The organism is Microbacterium sp. ZOR0019 (assembly GCF_000800925.1).
Classification (GTDB): Bacteria; Actinomycetota; Actinomycetes; order Actinomycetales; family Microbacteriaceae; genus Microbacterium; species Microbacterium aurugineum.
The window spans coordinates 33,370-49,389 of the sequence record NZ_JRKC01000005.1 but is presented as its reverse complement, the minus strand read 5'-3'; the positions used below and the strand labels follow the sequence as shown (position 1 = coordinate 49,389).

Below are 16,020 nucleotides of genomic sequence, written 5' to 3'. Positions count from 1 at the left end.
TTCGCGCCGTCCGTGCCAGACTGGAAGCGTGACCGAATCCAGGAAGCCAGCCGTCATCCGCGGCTTCGCTGCGTCGTCACTCGCGATCTTCGTCGCACTCGCCGGCCACGTGACCGGCGGCGGGCAGGTGCCCGGCGCGCTCGGCATCCTCGTCCCGTGGATCTTCTCGTTCATGGTCTGCGTCCTCCTCGCCGGACGCTCGTTGTCACTCATCCGACTCGGAGTGTCCGTCGCGGTGAGTCAGTTCCTGTTCCACGCGCTGTTCGTGCTCGGCACCGTCACGCCCTCCGGAGTCTCGACGCCGCACGTGCACGGCGGACCGCTCGTGATCCCCACGGGGCCCGGCATCCCGGAGGCGGTCGCCGCTGACACCTCGATGTGGCTCGGCCACGCGGTCGCGGCACTGCTGACGGTGGCCGCGCTGTACCGGGGCGAGCGTCTGGTCCTCGCCGTGCGAGACCTCGCCCGGCAGCTGAGTCGATGGCTGCGCCGCCGTGTCGATCACGTCCTGCTCCTCCCGGCGATACGTCTGCCCCGCCGTCTGCGCGGCGTCTTCGACCTCGCCTGCAGCCGCGGCCTCATCCTTCTGGCGACCCTTCGGGGCCGCGCTCCTCCTCTCTCCGCTGCGATCTGATCCGTGCCCTGGACCCTCACGGTCCAGAGGCGCGTCACACCGTGCGCGATCGTCGCGCGCGGGTTCTGAACGCATGCATGAACGCCGCACACGCGGCGTCTGATGAGAGGTCATCCCATGTTCCCTGTCCGCAGGATTGCGGCCGGGTTGGCGTTGGCGACGATCGCGACCCTCGCGATCGCCACGCCCGCGTCCGCCCACGACCAGTTGGTATCCAGCTCCCCGGCCGCTGACGAGCAGTTGGCGGCCGCGCCGGAAGACATCACGATGTCGTTCTCCGGTGAGCTCCTGGTCCTCGATGATTCGCTGACCGGGGCTGTCGTCATGGTCGTCGACGCCTCGGGGAAGGACTGGGTCTCCGGCGACGCCACGGTCGCCGGGCGCACGGTCACCGCCAGACTCGAAGCGGGGATGCCCGTTGCCGGCTACCAGGTGCGATGGCAGGTGGTGTCGGAGGACGGTCATCCGATCGCCGGGGTCATCCCCTTCACGGTCGGCGATGCCGAACCGATGCAGGTCCCGACATCCGGTGACACGGCGACGACATCCTCCGCAGGCGAAGAACAACCGGATCAGAACGCAACAGGTTCGAGCACCACCCTCCGGGTGCTGCTCATCGGCGCAGGTGGAGCGGCTGTGGCCGTCCTCCTCCTCGTGCTCATTCGATTCCTTCGTCGTCCGCGGACGACAGCAGATGACCTGTGAAAGGCACCATTGTGAACACCACCAAGAACCTCCCCCGACTCGCCGCTGTGATCGCGGTCTCGCTGCTCGCGCTCACCGGGTGCGCTCCTGAGAGCCCCACGAGTGAGCCCACGACGCGTCCCGATGGTGACACCGTCACCATCGAGGATGCGTGGGTGAAGTCGGCCGAAGAGGGAATGTCCGCCGGCTTCGGAACCCTCGTCAACAGCGGAGACGACGACGTGACCGTCGTGTCGGTGACGTCCGAGGCGTCGCCGATGATCGAGCTGCACGAGACCGTCGAGAACGAGGCAGGCGAGATGGTCATGCGCGAGAAGGCCGGCGGATTCGTCATTCCCGCCGGAGAGACGCTCGCGCTGGAGCCGGGAGCGAACCACATCATGCTGATGGATCTGAGCGCCCCGCTCACCGCCGGCAACGACGTCACCTTCACCGTGACGTTCTCGGACGACTCCACCTACGAGTTCACGGCCCCGGTGAAGGACTACTCCGGCGCGAACGAGAACTATGAGGACGGCGAAGAGCACGAGGGTATGGATCACTGATGTCGGCGCCCTCTGAGGGCGCCCGCTCCCGACGCTCCGGGTCGACCCGGCGACAGTTCCTTCTCGGAGGAGCTGTCGCCGGTGTCGGCGCGGTCGCTGCCGTCGGAGTGGATCTCGCCCTGAACCGCGCGGATGCTGATCAGGCACCCGCCTCCACCCCGATGAACGGTGAGCAGACCGTACCGTTCTTCGGCGACCATCAAGCGGGCATAGACACGGCTGCGCAGGCGCACGGGCTCTTCGTCGCCCTCGACCTGCATGACGACGTCGATCGCGACGGGCTGGCCCGGCTGATGGGACTCCTGACCGATGACGCCGCACGCCTGACGCAGGGTCGCGCCGCGCTCGCCGACTCCGAGCCGGAGCTCGCGCTCGCTCCGGCGAGGCTCACCGTGACGTTCGGCTTCGGCCCGAACTTCGTCGCGCGTGCAGGCGGCGTTGGTCCATCGTGGCTCGCCCCCCTGCCTGCTTTCGGGGTGGACCGGTTGCAGGCGGAGTTCTCCGACGGCGACCTCCTCCTGCAGATCGCCGCCGATGACCCGCTTACCGTGGCCCACGCGACCCGGATGCTGTTGAAGGACGCCCGGGGCTTCGCCGACGTCCGGTGGACGCAGCAGGGCTTCCGCCGCGCGTACGGAACGGAGCGCCCCGGCACGACCATGCGGAACCTCTTCGGACAGGTGGACGGCACGACCAACCCGGAACCCGGCACAGCGGACTTCGATGAGGTCGTGTGGAGTGCGGACGGCTGGCTCGCCGGCGGGACGGGCATGGTGCTCCGACGCATCCACATGGACCTCGACAAGTGGGACCGGCTGGATCGCAGCGGACGCGATGCATCGGTGGGGAGGACACTCGCCAATGGAGCGCCGCTGACCGGCACCGAGGAGTTCGATGAACCGGACTTCGAGGCGAAGACATCCCTCGGCTTCCCCGTCATCCCGCAGTTCGCTCACATCCGCCGTGCCCGCGGCGACGGTGCCGAACGGATCTTCCGGCGAGGGTACAACTACGACGAACGCCCTTCGGGCGCTTCCGTCTCGGAGTCGGGCCTGCTCTTCGTCTCTTTCCAGGCCGACGTCGACTCGCAGTTCGTCCCGATGCAGCGGAGGCTCGACGAACTCGACCTGCTCAACGAGTGGACGGTACCGATCGGCTCGGCCGTCTTCGCGATCCCGCCGGGTTGCGCGGAGGGCGGGTTCATCGGTGAGACGCTCCTGACATGAGGCGAACGGATCACGCCAGGAGGCACCCACCGGCTACGACGGCGTGGCCAGGTCGCACGGGAGGGCTCTAGAGGGAGCGGACGCCGGAGGGCCGACGCCTGCGCTCCTGCGAGCGATCGCGCGAGCGCAGGCGTCCCCCCGCGCCGCAGCGCAGACGTGGGCACACGAAAAAACCCCCGGAAATCCCGGGGGTTTGTCTGTGCGCGATACTGGGATCGAACCAGTGACCTCTTCCGTGTCAGGGAAGCGCGCTACCGCTGCGCCAATCGCGCCCGTTGGGGCTATTCAGTTTTCCCGTGAGGTGGCGACGGGATTCGAACCCGTGTAAACGGCTTTGCAGGCCGGTGCCTAGCCGCTCGGCCACGCCACCGTGTGGATTGACCCCACGTGCGAAGGACCTTCCGAAGAAGATCCTCTGCACTCGAGCGGATGACGAGACTCGAACTCGCGACCCCAACCTTGGCAAGGTTGTGCGCTACCAACTGCGCTACATCCGCATTTCGTTCCCGGTTGTCCCGGGCACTCATGAAACATTAGCCGAAGATTTCCCGTCCGCCAAACCCGTTGCGAATCTCGCGCGTGTCTTGCTGGCTGGTCCGCGAGGGCTCCGAGCGTCGGGTAGTATCGGTTGACGTACCCCGCGGGTATGGGCGATTGGCGCAGTTGGTAGCGCGCTTCCTTCACACGGAAGAGGTCATCGGTTCGAGTCCGGTATCGCCCACCAAAACCTCCGATTCGCCGCTACTCCAGCGTGATGCGGATGACCCTGTCGTCGCCGTACGCAGGTCGACCCCGGCCATCCGTGTTGTTGGTCAGAACCCAGAGCGCACCATCCGGAGCCACCGCCACATCGCGGATCCGACCGTACTGGCCCGAGAAGAACTCGGTGGAGGCGGACAGGTCGTCCAGCGGTACCCGACGCACTCGCTCGCCGCGAAGGTTGGCGACGAAGATCGCACCGTCCGCGATCGCGATCCCGCTGGGACTCGCCGCATCCGGGGCCCACTGCTGCACCGGATCGGTGAAGGTTCCACGTTCTCCGACGCCCTCGACCTCCGGCCACCCGTAGTTGCCGCCCGCCTCGATGACGTTGAGCTCATCCCAGGTGTCCTGGCCGAATTCGCTCGCGTACATCGTGCCGCGATCGTCCCAGCCCAGTCCCTGCGGGTTGCGGTGGCCGAGGCTGTACACGGGTGAGCCCTCGAACGGGTTGTCCTCGGGTATGCCGCCGTCCGGTGTGATGCGGAGGATCTTCCCCGAAAGACTCCTCGGATCCTGTGCGCTCTCGCGATCGCCGGCGTCGCCGACGGTCACGTACAGCATGCCGTCCGGACCGAACGCGATGCGGCCTCCGTTGTGATTCGTCGCGGCCGCGAGTCCCGAGAGTACCGTGTCGGACTCGCCGAGCTCGATCGATCCCGGGGAGCCGGACAGCGGAAACCGCTGCACCCGGTTCTCGTCCGCCGCAGTGGAGTACGCGTAGAGCCACCCCTCCTGGACGGCGATGCCCAGGAGACCGCCTTCGCCTCGTGGCTCCACACCGTCGATCACGGCGACCTCACGCACGTTCCCGTCGTCGGAGATCTCCAGCACCCGCGCGGTGTCGCGCTCGCTGATCAGCGCGGCCCCCTCATGGAAAGCGATGGACCACGGCGCGGCCAGATCTTCGACGACCGTCGAGGTCTCCCCCGGGGCTTCGCCCTCAGAGACGCTGTGAGGCAGCGGCGCGCAGGCGCTCAGAAGCAACGAGGACAACGACGCGATGCCCAACGCGCGCAGGACACGTCGCACCTTCGACTCCATCACCGCTCCTTCCGGACCGTACGCTTCCCCTCGAGGCTAAACGCACGACCACGCAGGCAGAAGACCCGGGGGCACCGTTCCTCGGTCGCATCGTCGGTTCTGTCCGACCGTGCGCGTAGTCTGCCCCGGTGTCGACGACTCACGCTCTCCCCGGCCCGTGCGCGCTCTGCGGCGGCGGCGCAGGGATCCGCACCGAGGAGCACTGGTGCTGTGCGGCGTGCGGCTGGCGCTACGGCGATGTACCGGACGCCGACCTCCCGCTCCCCCGCGTCGACGTCGTCTATTACATCCGCTTCGACGAGCGCGTGAAGATCGGGACGAGCAGCAACCCCCGCAGACGCCTCGCCGCGCTCCGGCACGACGAGCTCCTCGCCTTCGAACGAGGAGGGCGGTCCCTGGAGCAGCAGCGACACCGCGACTTCGCCTCCATCCGCGAGGGCGGCGAGTGGTTCACCTTCACGCCCGCTCTGCGCGCGCACGTCTCGCAGCTCCGCCACGAGGGCGAACCCTGGGTGCTCTACGCGCGTTGGCTGAGCGCAGCGCTGCGCGGAGAAGATGACCGCGGGTGGACCGTCACATGACGATGCCGGGCGACTGCTTCGGGAAGTCCAGTCGCCCGGCACCGCGTATCGGGACGTGATCAGGCCGTGGCTGCGCGTCCTCGTGCGTTCGCAGGCTCCGGCTGCGAGAAGAGGACGACGACGATCACCGCTGCCCCCACCACGACGTGCGGCAGCCAGACGTTGAGAGCCTCTCCGGAGAAGCCGAAGATCCAGGGCGACAGCGCGAGGAACAGGCTGGCGACGATGTCGAACACGAGATGCACGGGCATCGGGATGAAACCGAACGGACCCCACTCGTACTTCGTGAACAGGCTGTAGACGATGAGCCCGATGCCGAGGACGATCGGGATGATGACCGCGGGTCCGCCCATGCTCGCGAAGCCGAACAGCCAGGGCGCGGCGATCAGGGCGATGCCGACGATGTAGTCGAGAGCTCCGTGGACCTTGGTGGGGATGAAACGCATGATTCCTCCTTGTGTGGCGCCGCTGAACGCGACTCACCACTGGTTCGAAGCCCTCCGCGCATCGGATTGCCCGCGGCGTGAGGAAGGGTCGCGGACGAGTGTTCGCGGCTCGGTCCCAGGCGGCGCTGCTACGGTGAGCAGTGTCGGCAACTCGCCGGCATCAGGGAAGACTTCTCGTCGACCAACGGGCCTCATCGGTCATTTCGTTCTCCGTCGCCTCCTCTGTGTGAGCCCGAGGAGCGTCATGCCCATCCCGTCAACCCCTACCTTCCGAGACCCTGCGCACGCATGGGCCGCACCCATCGCCCTCCCGAGCGGCTCGACGGCGATCGTCTACTGCGAAGGTCAATTCGGGGAGCAGGACGGCAAAACGGCGAACGGACTGGTCCGCCACTCCGAGAAGTACGAGATCCTCAGTGTCATCGACAGCACCCACGCCGGTGCGGATGCCGGCATGCTGCTGGACGGCACCGCGAACGGCCTCCCGATCGTCAGTGATCTCGTCACGGGCATCGCGCACGCCGGTCACGTCCCGGACTACCTGATCTGCGGCGTCGCACCGGCAGACGGCCTCCTCTCGGCGGGTCAGCGCACCGTACTCCTCGACGGGATCGCTCGAGCCATGCACATCATCAACGGTCTGCACGAGTTCCTCACCGACGACGCCGAGTTCGTGGCCGCCGCGCTGCTGGCCGGAGTGACGATCACCGACATCCGCCGCCCGCGCGAGAAGAAGGACCTCCACCTGTTCTCCGGGCGGATCTTCGACGTGACCTGTCCGCGCATCGCGATCCTCGGCACCGACGGAGCCATCGGCAAGCGCACCACCGCGACGATCCTGGTTCGTGCGCTGAACGAACGCGGCATCCATGCCGTCATGGTCGGCACCGGACAGACCACGATCATCCAGGGCGGCCGCTACGGCGTGGCGCTCGACGCACTCGTCCCGCAGTACTGCTCAGGGGAGGTCGAGAACCAGGTGGTCGCGGCGTTCGAGGGCGAAGACCCGGACGTGATCATCGTCGAGGGGCAAGGCGCGCTCAGCCACCCGGCGTACATCACGTCGGCGCACATCCTCCGTGGGAGCCGGCCTGCCGGAGTGATCGTGCAGCATGCCCCGGGCCGCACGGTGCTCGGAGACTTCCCGATGGTCGCGATGCCGACGGTCGACAGCGAGATCGCTCTCATCGAGGCCTTCGCCGACACGCGTGTGATCGGTGTGACCGTGAATCACGAGAACCTCTCCGCGGATCAGCTCACAGCGGCGATCGACGGGATCGAGATCGACACCGGCCTCCCCGCCACGGATCCGCTGACCCGCCCGCTGGGGGAACTCGTCGACATGGTGCTGCAGGCGTTCCCTGCCCTCACCCCGCGGCCGACCATCCGTAGCGTCGTGTGAGAGCGGCACCGACCCGGTCGTAGCGGCGTCGGTCGAGGACAGCGGCTTCTCGACGGAGTCCTCGCTCGTGCACGCTGTAGAGCTGTTCGATGTCGACCCAGGATTCGCGTCTCTGCGCGTCCCACTCCCCCGTGCCGATCGAGAGATAGTCGCGGTCGCCGTCGTGGGGTCTGCTCGTCATGCGCACGGCGTACACGCGCTCAGCGGACTCGCGTCCGATCACGAGAACGGGACGATCCTTGCCGCGTCCGTCATTCTCCTCGTAGGGCACCCAGGTCCAGACGATCTCCCCGGCATCCGGCGCCCCGTCGCGCTGCGGCGCGTAGGCGACCTCCAGACGTGTGATCCGGTCCGGATCGACGCGAACGGTCTCGCTGCCGCTCATCCGCCCCCGCTCCACCGTCGACGACGACGGCGCGGGTCGTTGCTCCTCGGTGCGCAGACGCGCGACCGGGCGCCTCGGACCTGATGTCCGAGGCGCCCGGCCGGAACCCACTGCCTTGCGCAGGATGTCCAGGAGTGATGTCAGGATGCTGTTGCTCTTGCCCACTCGGTCACCCTAACCGCAGTTCACGCGTCGACGAGTGCGTATCCCTCCTCGCCGTGGACGACCTGGTCGACACCGGCGATCTCGTCCTCGCTCGTGACGCGGAATCCGATCGTCTTCTCGATCGCGAAGCCGATGAGGAAGGCGACCACGAAGGAGTAGATCAGCACGCCGACCGCGGCGATGACCTGCACGGCGAGCTGGCGGGCGTCGCCGCCGACGAACAGACCCGTGTCGGTGGCGAAGAAGCCGAGGTACAGGGTTCCGATCAGACCGCCGACGAGGTGGATACCGACCACATCGAGCGAGTCGTCGAAGCCGAGACGGAACTTCAGCTCGACAGCGAGGGCGCAGACGATACCGGCTACGGCACCGAGCAGGAGGGACCAGCCCGGGGTGAGGTTGGCGCAGGCCGGGGTGATGGCGACGAGACCGGCGACGGCACCGGAGGCTGCACCGACCGAAGTCGCCTTGCCGTCCTTGATGCGCTCGATGAGGATCCAGCCCAGGATCGCGGCCGCGGTGGCGCCGAGCGTGTTCAGCCCGATGAGTCCGACTCCGCCCATGTCCTCAGCGAGCCACTCCGCACCGGCGTTGAAACCGAACCAGCCGAACCACAACAGTGCGGCACCGAGGAGGGTCAGCGGCACGTTGTGCGGCTTCAGGATGCCCTTCTGGAAGCCGATGCGCTTTCCGAGGACCAGAGCGAGCGCCAGGGCGGCTGCACCCGCGTTGATGTGGACCGCAGTACCGCCGGCGTAGTCGATCACGCCGATGCCGCTGTCCTCACCGAAGAGCGTCGTGCCGAGGTTCATGATCCAGCCGCCACCCCAGACCCACGCGGCGACCGGGAAGTAGCCGACCGTGGCGAAGATGCCGGCGAAGATCAGCCAGCTGCCGAACTTGGCACGATCCGCGATCGCTCCGGAGATCAGCGCGACGGTGATGATCGCGAAGGTCGCGCCGTAAGCGACGCCCAGGAGCGCGACGTTCGATCCTTCACCGGACGCCAGGCTGGACAGCCCGAAGTCGGCGAAGGGGTTGCCTGCGAAGGCGGTCGGGCTGTCGACGGCGCTCATCGAGAAGCCGAAGAGAATCCACAGCACGGCGACAAGTCCGATCGAGCCGAAGCTCATCATCATCATGCTGACGACGCTCTTCGCCTTGACGAGACCTCCGTAGAAGAAGGCGACGCCGGGCGTCATGAGCAGAACGAGCGCTGTCGCGGTGATCGCCCACGAGATGTTGCCGGGAGCATCCATAGGAAAACCTCACATCCGAAGTAATTGAGAGCTTCAGTGTGACGACGCGCCGTTTCGCGCATGCGTGAGGTTTGTTTCCCCGCTGTTACAGCGCCGCTCCTGGTGTGAACATCGCGTTACGCGGCCCTTCGGGGTTACGCAGAATGCGTCAAGGCGTTGAGTCGAGAGACGGCGCGCAGGTACTTCTTGCGGTATCCGCCGGCCAGCATCTCCTCGGAGAACACCGAATCGAGCCCGAGCCCGGTCGCGATGACGGGGATCTGGGCGTCGTACACGCGGTCGACGAAGGCGACGAAGCGCAGCGCCTCGGACTGATCGGTGAGCTGATGCACGTCGCGCAGCCCGACCTGGTCGAGACCTTCGATCACACGGATGTAGCGAGACGGGTGCACCTGGGCGAGGTGACGGATCACATCGTCGAAGCGGTCGTCGGATGCCGTGCCGTCCGCCGTCGCTGCTGCCGCTTCATAGGCGTCGTCGTCCAGCACCACGGCGTGTCCGTCGATCACCCGCTGGCGGAAGTCCACTCCGTCGATGCGCAGGGTCTGGAAGCTGTCGGACATGGCGTGGATCTCGCGGAGGAAGTCCTGTGCGGCGAACCGTCCCTCGCCGAGTGCGTTCGGCGGGGTGTTGGAGGTGGCCGCCAGGCGGGTCCCCGTGGGAACGAGCTCTCCGATGAGGCGGGTCATGACCATGGTGTCGCCCGGATCGTCGAGCTCGAACTCGTCGATGCACAGCAGATCCGCGCCCTTGAGCAGGTCGACGGTGTTCTTGTATCCGAGGGCCCCGACCAGGGCGGTGTACTCGATGAAGGAACCGAAGTACTTCCGTCGGGCCGGCATCGCGTGATAGATGGAGGCGAGCAGGTGGGTCTTGCCGACACCGAAGCCGCCGTCGAGGTAGACACCGGGTTTGAGCTCGGGTTCCTTCTTCGCGCGGCTGAAGAGGCCGCCGCGCTTCACCGCGGGGCCGCGGCCCGCGAAACGCATCAACGTCTCCTTCGCCTCCTCCTGCGAAGGATAGGCAGGATCCGCGCGATAGCTGTCGAAAGTCGCCGTGTCGAACTGGGGCGGCGGCACCAGGCTCGCCAGCATCTCGGGTCCGGTGACCGTCGGCTGACGATCGGTGAGGTGCACGGTGCGGCTGGTCGTGTCGGTCATCACGGTCCTGAATCGGGTGCTGGCCTGTGTCGAAGTCTTACGAATCGGGCGCAGGGTGCTCGGCGGGGATCTATCGTCGAAGGGACGGATCAACACTACGCCGTCCACACTCACCCCCTCATCCGCTCACACGCTTCGGAGATCCCATGGCCATCGAGTTCGATTCCTCCTCCCCCAAGTTCGCCGAGTACGCCGAACCCGGTCGCCTCGTGACCACGGAGTGGCTCGCCCAGCGACTCGGGACGCCCGGACTCGTCGTCGTCGAGTCGGATGAGGACGTGCTTCTCTATGAGACGGGCCACATCCCGGGTGCGGTGAAGGTCGACTGGCACACCGAGCTCAACGACCCCGTCGTCCGCGACTACGTCGACGGCGAGGGCTTCGCGGAACTGCTGAGCCGCAAGGGCATCTCCCGCGACGACACCGTCGTGATCTACGGCGACAAGAACAACTGGTGGGCGGCCTACGCCCTCTGGGTCTTCTCCCTGTTCGGCCATGAAGACGTCCGCCTCCTCGACGGCGGACGCGATCGCTGGATCGCCGAGGGCCGAGAGATCACCCGCGAGGCGACCAGCCGCCCGGCGACCGAGTACCCGGTGGTCGAGCGCGATGACTCAGTGCTCCGCGCCTACAAGGAAGACGTCCTCGCCCACATCGGCAACCCGCTGATCGATGTCCGCTCCCCCGAGGAGTACAACGGAGAGCGCACGACGGCTCCCGCATACCCCGAAGAGGGTTCGCTCCGTGCCGGCCACATCCCGACCGCGCAGAGCGTGCCGTGGGCGAAGGCGGTCGCGGAAGACGGCGGTTTCCGCAGCCGCGCCGAGCTCGATGAGATCTACCGCGACGGAGCAGGCCTGAACGAGGGCGATGAGATCGTCGCCTACTGCCGCATCGGCGAGCGTTCGAGCCACACCTGGTTCGTCCTCAAGCACCTCCTGGGCTTCGAGAACGTGCGCAACTACGACGGCTCCTGGACCGAGTGGGGTAGCGCTGTACGTGTTCCCATCGTCACCGGATCCGAGCCCGGCACGCTCTGAGCATGTGACAATGACAGGGATGAGCACAAGCGACGTTCCTGAGGCCCTCGCCGACATCCGCGACGGATTCCTGGAGATTCCCGAAGCCGACCGTCTCCTGCTGCTGCTCGAGTTCTCGGACGAGCTTCCCGACGTGTCCGCAGAGGTCGCGGCGCACCCGGAGATGTACGAACGGGTCGCCGAGTGCCAGTCGCCGGTGTACATCCACGTCGAGGTCGACGACGACATCGTCACCATGCACGCCTCAGCGCCGCCCGAGGCGCCGACCACTCGTGGGTTCGCGAGCATCCTGGTCCAGGGCCTGACCGGCCTCACCACCGATGAGGTGCTCGCGATACCGAACGACTACCCGCAGTCGATCGGGCTCACCAAGGCCGTATCGCCGTTGCGGATCGGGGGCATGACCGGAATGCTCATGCGCGCGAAGAACCAGGTCATTCAGAAGCGGTGAAGCCCTGAGCCTCGAGCCAGTCCGTGATCGCAGTCGTCCAGCCGACCTGATCGTAGTTCCACAGCTTCGTGTGGCGGGCGACCGTGAACCGCGGCATGGTCACGAGGTCGGGGCGCGCCTCCTGCAACGCATGTGAGGAATCCGCCGGCACGAATCCGTCGTCGTCGCTGTGCAGGATCAGCACCGGCGCGGTGAGTTCGTCCGCACGAGCGACCATGTCCAACCGGTCGAACGGTATCGGCGCGTCCGCTCCGCTGAGGCGTGCGGTGAGGGGCATCTGCAGCGCTCCCATGGCCAGCTCCGGAAGCGGCGCCCGCACGCGGGCGAGCTTCGCCTGGAATCTCAGCACCGCGCGCCAGTCGACAACCGGCGATTCGAGGATGATCCCGGCGACACGATCGCGGTGCCCGGAGGTGACCGCTGCCTGCAGCGACACCGCACCTCCCATCGACCAACCCATCAGGATGACGCGTTCGGCACCGTGCCGCAACGCATAAGCGATCGCGGCATCGACGTCACGCCACTCCGAGGCACCGAGGGCGTACGCACCCGCCTTCGTGCGCGGGGCCTCGCCGTCGTTGCGATAGGACACGACGAGGTTGGGAAGGCCGGCGGCATGCAGCACCGGCACCGCACGGAGACACTCGGCGCGTGTCGCCCCACGGCCGTGCACCTGGACCACCCAGGTCTTCGATGACGCCGGGAAATACCAGGCCGGGCACGGCCCGGCGGGCGAACCGATCAGCAGGTTCTCCCACCGCAGATGAAGCTCACTCGGGGAGGAGTAGTAGTAACCGCTGAAGGCCGCGGCGCGGTCGACGCGAGCACCCTGCTCGATCTGTGTCAGGAGCTTGCGACGCACCGTCCCCGTGTCCGCGCTGAGCACGGCGCCGAGCTTGACATAGCCGTAGGTGCCCGTCGTGAACAGGCCGTAACGACCGGGAAGCTCGGTGTCGGGAGTGCGTTGCAGCTCGATGGTCTGTGCGCCGGTGTCGACCGCGAGGATCTCGGTGTCGGTCGCGCGACGCATGGGGGTGACCACTCGCCGGGCCACGGCGAACACGACGAGAGCGAACGCCGCCCCGAAAGCGAACAGGGCGGGGACAAGGAGGGTAACGGCGTGCCTGAGACTCTTCATCGCTTCCTGACTCTAGCCTGTTGCCGTGACCGCACCCCCCGAAGCCGGGACGCCCTTCGAGAGCGCCGTGGCCGAACTGCGCGCGACCGAGTTCCGCGATGACATCACGGTGCGCGAGATCGCCACGCCGCAGGGCCTCGCGCCCTTCGCCATCGCCCTCGCCGCCGATGTGCGCCCGGAGGGTGACGGCGAGTCCGTGTACGGCACCGGCCGGTTCGTCCTGCTGCACGATCCGGAGGAACCAGGAGCATGGGGCGGCTCCTGGCGCATCGTCATCTTCGCGCAGGCCCCGCTCGAGACCGAGATCGGCACCGACCCCCTCCTGGCCGATGTGACGTGGTCGTGGCTGGTCGATGCGCTCGACTCCCGCCAGGCCGTCTACCACTCGGAATCGGGCACGTCGACCAAGACACTGTCGAAGGGATTCGGCGGGCTCGCCATCGAGGGCGACGGGGCCCAGATAGAATTGCGGGCGTCCTGGACTCCGGAAGGCCCGTTCCGACCCCACGTCGAAGCATGGGCCGAGCTGGTCGGAATGCTGGCGGGACTTCCGCCCGGCTCCGAGGGCATCGCCGTGATCGGCGCGCGAAAGGCTGTACGTGACTGAATACTCCGTGATCTCGGATGCTGAGGAGTTCCGCGCGGCGTGCGCCGTGCTCGCCGCCGGTACCGGGCCCGTGGCCGTGGACGTGGAGCGCGCGTCCGGCTTCCGATACTCGCAACGCGCCTACCTCGTGCAGGTCTTCCGTCGCGACGCCGGGGTCTTCCTGTTCGATCCACCTGCGATCGGTGACTTCGCTCCACTCCAGGACGCGATCGGCGACGTGGAGTGGGTGCTGCATGCCGCAAGTCAGGACCTCCCGTCCCTTCGGGAGCTCCATCTGGAACCGCCGACGATCTTCGACACCGAACTCGCCTCCCGCCTGCTCGGTCACGAGCGCGTCGGGCTCGGGGCGGTCGTCGAGGACACCTTGGGCATCACGCTCAAGAAAGAGCATTCCGCCGCCGACTGGTCGACGCGTCCGCTTCCTGACTCCTGGCTGGAGTATGCCGCTCTCGACGTCCTGCATCTGATCGACGTCCGGGATGCCCTCGTCCTGGAGCTCGAGGAGCAGGGCAAGACGGAGATCGCGGCGGAGGAGTTCGCCGCCACCCTGACACGCGCGCCCAAACCCCCGAGAGAAGACCCCTGGCGCCGACTCAGCGGCCTGCATCAGGTGCGCGGCGCCCGTAACCTCGCGGTCGCCCGTTCTCTGTGGCAAGCCCGCGAGGCATACGCGCAGGACCAGGACGTCTCGCCCGGACGACTCGTGCCGGACCGCTCCCTGGTGGCCGCGGTGATGGCGAACCCGCCGTCGAAGCAGGCTCTGGCCGGCGTCAAGGAGTTCCAGGGGCGCGCCAGTCGCACACAGCTCGACCGCTGGTGGCAGGCCATCGTCGAGGGCAGGGCGACGGAAGACCTCCCCCGTGAGCGCGTGCCGAGTGACAGCCTTCCCCCGCCCCGCGCGTGGGCAGACCGTAATCCGGAAGCGGATGCGCGACTCAAGGCTGCGCGACCCGTCGTGGAGGCCACGGCCGAAGAGCTGGGGATGCCGACCGAGAACCTCCTGACCCCGGAGTATCTGCGCCGCGTGGCCTGGGAGCTGCCGGGAGAGACCCCGGAGGAGATCGGCGCTGCATTGGCCGCACTAGGCGCCCGCCCCTGGCAGATTGCACAGACTGCACAGAAGATCGCTGCGGCCTTTGTAGAAGCCGCGCAAACGCCCGACGCGACCCCCGCGACCGCTTCGTAGGTTCGATCCAACCGATTCCTCCCGGTTTTCACGGGCTTCGTAGACTGAGGCCACGCACTAACTTGGAGGCAGAGTGGCCGAGATCTCGGACGTCTTCTTCGTCGATGGAGTACGCACCCCTTTCGGGCGCGCCGGCGAAAAGGGCATGTACTGGAACACCCGCGCGGATGACCTCGCCGTCAAGGCGACCATCGGCCTGATGGAGCGCAACGCCGCCGTGCCGGCCGACCGCATCGACGATGTCGCGATCGCGGCGACGAGCCAGACCGGCGACCAGGGGCTGACGCTCGGGCGATCCGTGGCGATCCTCGCCGGCCTTCCGCAGACCGTGCCCGGTCTCGCCGTGGAGCGCATGTGCGCAGGCGCGATGACGAGCGTGACGACCATGGGCGCGTCGATCGGCGTCGGCATGTACGACTTCGCCCTCGCCGGCGGCGTCGAGCACATGGGCCACCACCCCATCGGTGGCAACGCCGACCCGAACCCGCGCTTCGTCGCCGAGAAGATGGTCGATCCCGGCGCGCTCAACATGGGCGTCACCGCGGAGCGGATCTTCGACCGTTTCCCGCACCTCACGAAGGAGCGCTCGGACCGATTCGGGATGCTCAGCCAGCACAAGGTGCAGGCAGCGTACGACGCCGGCAAGATCCAGCCCGACCTCGTCTCGGTCGCCACCAAGGGTCCGGATGGCGCCTGGGGTCTCGCGACCGAGGACGAGGGCCGCCGCCCGCAGACCACGATGGAAGATCTCGCGTCCCTCAAGACACCGTTCCGCCCGCACGGGCGCGTCACCGCCGGCACTTCCTCCCCGCTCACCGACGGTGCGACGATGTCGCTGCTCGCCGGGGGCGGAGCGGTGAAGGAATTCGGACTCGCGCCGAAGATGCGGATGGTCTCGTTCGCCTTCGCCGGTGTGCAGCCTGAGATCATGGGGATCGGACCGATCCCGTCGACCGAGAAGGCCCTCAAGAAGGCCGGACTCACGATCGACGACATCGGCCTGTTCGAGCTCAATGAAGCGTTCGCCATCCAGGTGATCTCTCTGCTCGACCACTTCGGCATCGCCGACGACGACCCCCGCGTCAACCAGTGGGGCGGCGCGATCGCGCTGGGACACCCGCTCGCGGCGTCCGGGGTGCGTCTGATGATCCAGCTCGCGGCCCAGTTCGCTGAGCGCCCCGATGTCCGCTACGGTCTGACCGCCATGTGCGTCGGCCTCGGTCAGGGCGGTTCGGTCATCTGGGAGAACCCGCACTACGACGGCAAGAAGAAGAAGTGAGCGCCACT

General features: G+C 67.4%; 17 protein-coding genes and 4 tRNA genes. 12 read left to right on the top strand and 9 right to left on the bottom strand.

The genetic code is table 11. The annotated features are described in order from the left end of the window. Positions 1-28 precede the first annotated feature (28 nt). The 4 genes from L978_RS01160 to L978_RS01145 all read left to right on the top strand — a co-directional run bounded on the left by L978_RS01160 (position 29) and on the right by L978_RS01145 (position 3,110). Positions 29-634, top strand: a complete 606-nt coding sequence (locus tag L978_RS01160; RefSeq protein WP_052193239.1) for a hypothetical protein — start codon at positions 29-31, stop codon at positions 632-634. A gap of 117 nt (positions 635-751) precedes the next feature. Beyond that, entirely contained in the window at positions 752-1,339 is a 588-nt protein-coding gene (locus tag L978_RS01155; protein WP_052193238.1) for a copper resistance CopC family protein, read from the top strand. A gap of 11 nt (positions 1,340-1,350) precedes the next feature. Further along, positions 1,351-1,884: a copper chaperone PCu(A)C gene (locus L978_RS01150; RefSeq protein WP_047519461.1), complete on the top strand. Its 534-nt coding sequence runs from the start codon at positions 1,351-1,353 to the stop codon at positions 1,882-1,884. Continuing rightward, positions 1,884-3,110 carry a Dyp-type peroxidase gene (locus L978_RS01145; RefSeq protein ID WP_047519459.1) on the top strand — a complete coding sequence of 409 codons (1,227 nt, stop codon included), beginning with the start codon at positions 1,884-1,886 and terminating at the stop codon, positions 3,108-3,110. Before L978_RS01150 ends, L978_RS01145 begins: the two co-directional genes overlap by 1 nt. 200 nt (positions 3,111-3,310) lie before the next feature. Here L978_RS01145 and L978_RS01140 read toward each other — a convergent pair. The 3 genes from L978_RS01140 to L978_RS01130 form a co-directional block, all read right to left on the bottom strand. Further along, positions 3,311-3,382: transfer RNA gene (locus L978_RS01140), tRNA-Val, on the bottom strand. Positions 3,383-3,409: 27 nt separating this feature from the next. Continuing rightward, positions 3,410-3,480 (bottom strand) — tRNA-Cys (locus L978_RS01135). A gap of 54 nt (positions 3,481-3,534) precedes the next feature. Continuing rightward, positions 3,535-3,607: transfer RNA gene (locus tag L978_RS01130), tRNA-Gly, on the bottom strand. Between the two features lie 151 nt (positions 3,608-3,758). Here L978_RS01130 and L978_RS01125 point away from each other — a divergent pair. Next, positions 3,759-3,834, top strand: a tRNA-Val gene (locus L978_RS01125). 17 nt (positions 3,835-3,851) lie between these two features. Here L978_RS01125 and L978_RS01120 read toward each other — a convergent pair. Then, a complete protein-coding gene (locus L978_RS01120) occupies positions 3,852-4,913 on the bottom strand; it encodes a PQQ-dependent sugar dehydrogenase (RefSeq protein ID WP_047519457.1) in 1,062 nt (353 codons plus the stop codon). Positions 4,914-5,041: 128 nt separating this feature from the next. Here L978_RS01120 and L978_RS01115 point away from each other — a divergent pair, with 128 nt between their 5' ends. After that, on the top strand, positions 5,042-5,494 hold the full coding sequence (locus L978_RS01115) for a GIY-YIG nuclease family protein (RefSeq protein ID WP_047519455.1): 453 nt from the start codon (positions 5,042-5,044) through the stop codon (positions 5,492-5,494). A gap of 59 nt (positions 5,495-5,553) precedes the next feature. Here L978_RS01115 and L978_RS01110 read toward each other — a convergent pair whose 3' ends face one another. Beyond that, a complete protein-coding gene (locus L978_RS01110) occupies positions 5,554-5,940 on the bottom strand; it encodes an SPW repeat domain-containing protein (RefSeq protein ID WP_047519453.1) in 387 nt (128 codons plus the stop codon). 244 nt (positions 5,941-6,184) lie between these two features. On the opposite strand from L978_RS01110, the gene L978_RS01105 reads away from it, so the two are divergent. Then, positions 6,185-7,342 carry a DUF1611 domain-containing protein gene (locus L978_RS01105; protein ID WP_081996881.1) on the top strand — a complete coding sequence of 386 codons (1,158 nt, stop codon included), beginning with the start codon at positions 6,185-6,187 and terminating at the stop codon, positions 7,340-7,342. On the opposite strand, the gene L978_RS01100 is transcribed toward L978_RS01105, so the two are convergent. From L978_RS01100 to zapE, 3 genes are all read right to left on the bottom strand, one after another. Then, on the bottom strand, positions 7,308-7,892 hold the full coding sequence (locus L978_RS01100) for a type II toxin-antitoxin system PemK/MazF family toxin (protein WP_197055602.1): 585 nt from the start codon (positions 7,890-7,892) through the stop codon (positions 7,308-7,310). The two genes, L978_RS01105 and L978_RS01100, sit on opposite strands and share 35 nt — an antisense overlap. A gap of 20 nt (positions 7,893-7,912) precedes the next feature. Beyond that, complete coding sequence (locus L978_RS01095) at positions 7,913-9,151, bottom strand: ammonium transporter (protein ID WP_047519451.1); 1,239 nt, start codon at positions 9,149-9,151, stop codon at positions 7,913-7,915. A gap of 134 nt (positions 9,152-9,285) precedes the next feature. Further along, entirely contained in the window at positions 9,286-10,311 is a 1,026-nt protein-coding gene (gene zapE, locus L978_RS01090; protein WP_047519449.1) for a cell division protein ZapE, read from the bottom strand. Between the two features lie 146 nt (positions 10,312-10,457). Here zapE and L978_RS01085 point away from each other — a divergent pair, with 146 nt between their 5' ends. Both L978_RS01085 and L978_RS01080 read left to right on the top strand, forming a co-directional pair. After that, entirely contained in the window at positions 10,458-11,351 is an 894-nt protein-coding gene (locus tag L978_RS01085; protein WP_047519447.1) for a sulfurtransferase, read from the top strand. Between the two features lie 19 nt (positions 11,352-11,370). Then, positions 11,371-11,802 carry a SufE family protein gene (locus tag L978_RS01080; protein WP_047519445.1) on the top strand — a complete coding sequence of 144 codons (432 nt, stop codon included), beginning with the start codon at positions 11,371-11,373 and terminating at the stop codon, positions 11,800-11,802. Here L978_RS01080 and L978_RS01075 read toward each other — a convergent pair. Then, positions 11,786-12,940 (bottom strand): alpha/beta hydrolase family protein, encoded by a 1,155-nt coding sequence (locus L978_RS01075; protein WP_047519443.1) that lies wholly within the window; start codon positions 12,938-12,940, stop codon positions 11,786-11,788. The genes L978_RS01080 and L978_RS01075 overlap by 17 nt on opposite strands. Positions 12,941-12,965: 25 nt before the next feature. On the opposite strand from L978_RS01075, the gene L978_RS01070 reads away from it, so the two are divergent. The 3 genes from L978_RS01070 (at position 12,966) to L978_RS01060 (ending at position 16,012) form a co-directional block, all read left to right on the top strand. Then, positions 12,966-13,547 (top strand): DUF3000 domain-containing protein, encoded by a 582-nt coding sequence (locus L978_RS01070; protein ID WP_047519441.1) that lies wholly within the window; start codon positions 12,966-12,968, stop codon positions 13,545-13,547. After that, complete coding sequence (locus L978_RS01065) at positions 13,540-14,733, top strand: ribonuclease D (protein WP_047519439.1); 1,194 nt, start codon at positions 13,540-13,542, stop codon at positions 14,731-14,733. Before L978_RS01070 ends, L978_RS01065 begins: the two co-directional genes overlap by 8 nt. 73 nt (positions 14,734-14,806) lie before the next feature. Further along, positions 14,807-16,012, top strand: coding sequence for a thiolase family protein (locus L978_RS01060; protein WP_047519437.1), 1,206 nt, complete (start codon positions 14,807-14,809; stop codon positions 16,010-16,012). Positions 16,013-16,020 lie beyond the last annotated feature (8 nt).

Coding starts and splice junctions, on each gene's coding strand:
- L978_RS01085 (WP_047519447.1), top strand. CDS start 10,458: ATGGCCATCGAGTTCGATTCCTCCTCCCCCAAGTTCGCCGAGTACGCC.
- zapE (WP_047519449.1), bottom strand. CDS start 10,311: ATGACCGACACGACCAGCCGCACCGTGCACCTCACCGATCGTCAGCCG.
- L978_RS01110 (WP_047519453.1), bottom strand. CDS start 5,940: ATGCGTTTCATCCCCACCAAGGTCCACGGAGCTCTCGACTACATCGTC.
- L978_RS01145 (WP_047519459.1), top strand. CDS start 1,884: ATGTCGGCGCCCTCTGAGGGCGCCCGCTCCCGACGCTCCGGGTCGACC.
- L978_RS01080 (WP_047519445.1), top strand. CDS start 11,371: ATGAGCACAAGCGACGTTCCTGAGGCCCTCGCCGACATCCGCGACGGA.
- L978_RS01075 (WP_047519443.1), bottom strand. CDS start 12,940: ATGAAGAGTCTCAGGCACGCCGTTACCCTCCTTGTCCCCGCCCTGTTC.
- L978_RS01120 (WP_047519457.1), bottom strand. CDS start 4,913: ATGGAGTCGAAGGTGCGACGTGTCCTGCGCGCGTTGGGCATCGCGTCG.
- L978_RS01105 (WP_081996881.1), top strand. CDS start 6,185: ATGCCCATCCCGTCAACCCCTACCTTCCGAGACCCTGCGCACGCATGG.
- L978_RS01155 (WP_052193238.1), top strand. CDS start 752: ATGTTCCCTGTCCGCAGGATTGCGGCCGGGTTGGCGTTGGCGACGATC.
- L978_RS01095 (WP_047519451.1), bottom strand. CDS start 9,151: ATGGATGCTCCCGGCAACATCTCGTGGGCGATCACCGCGACAGCGCTC.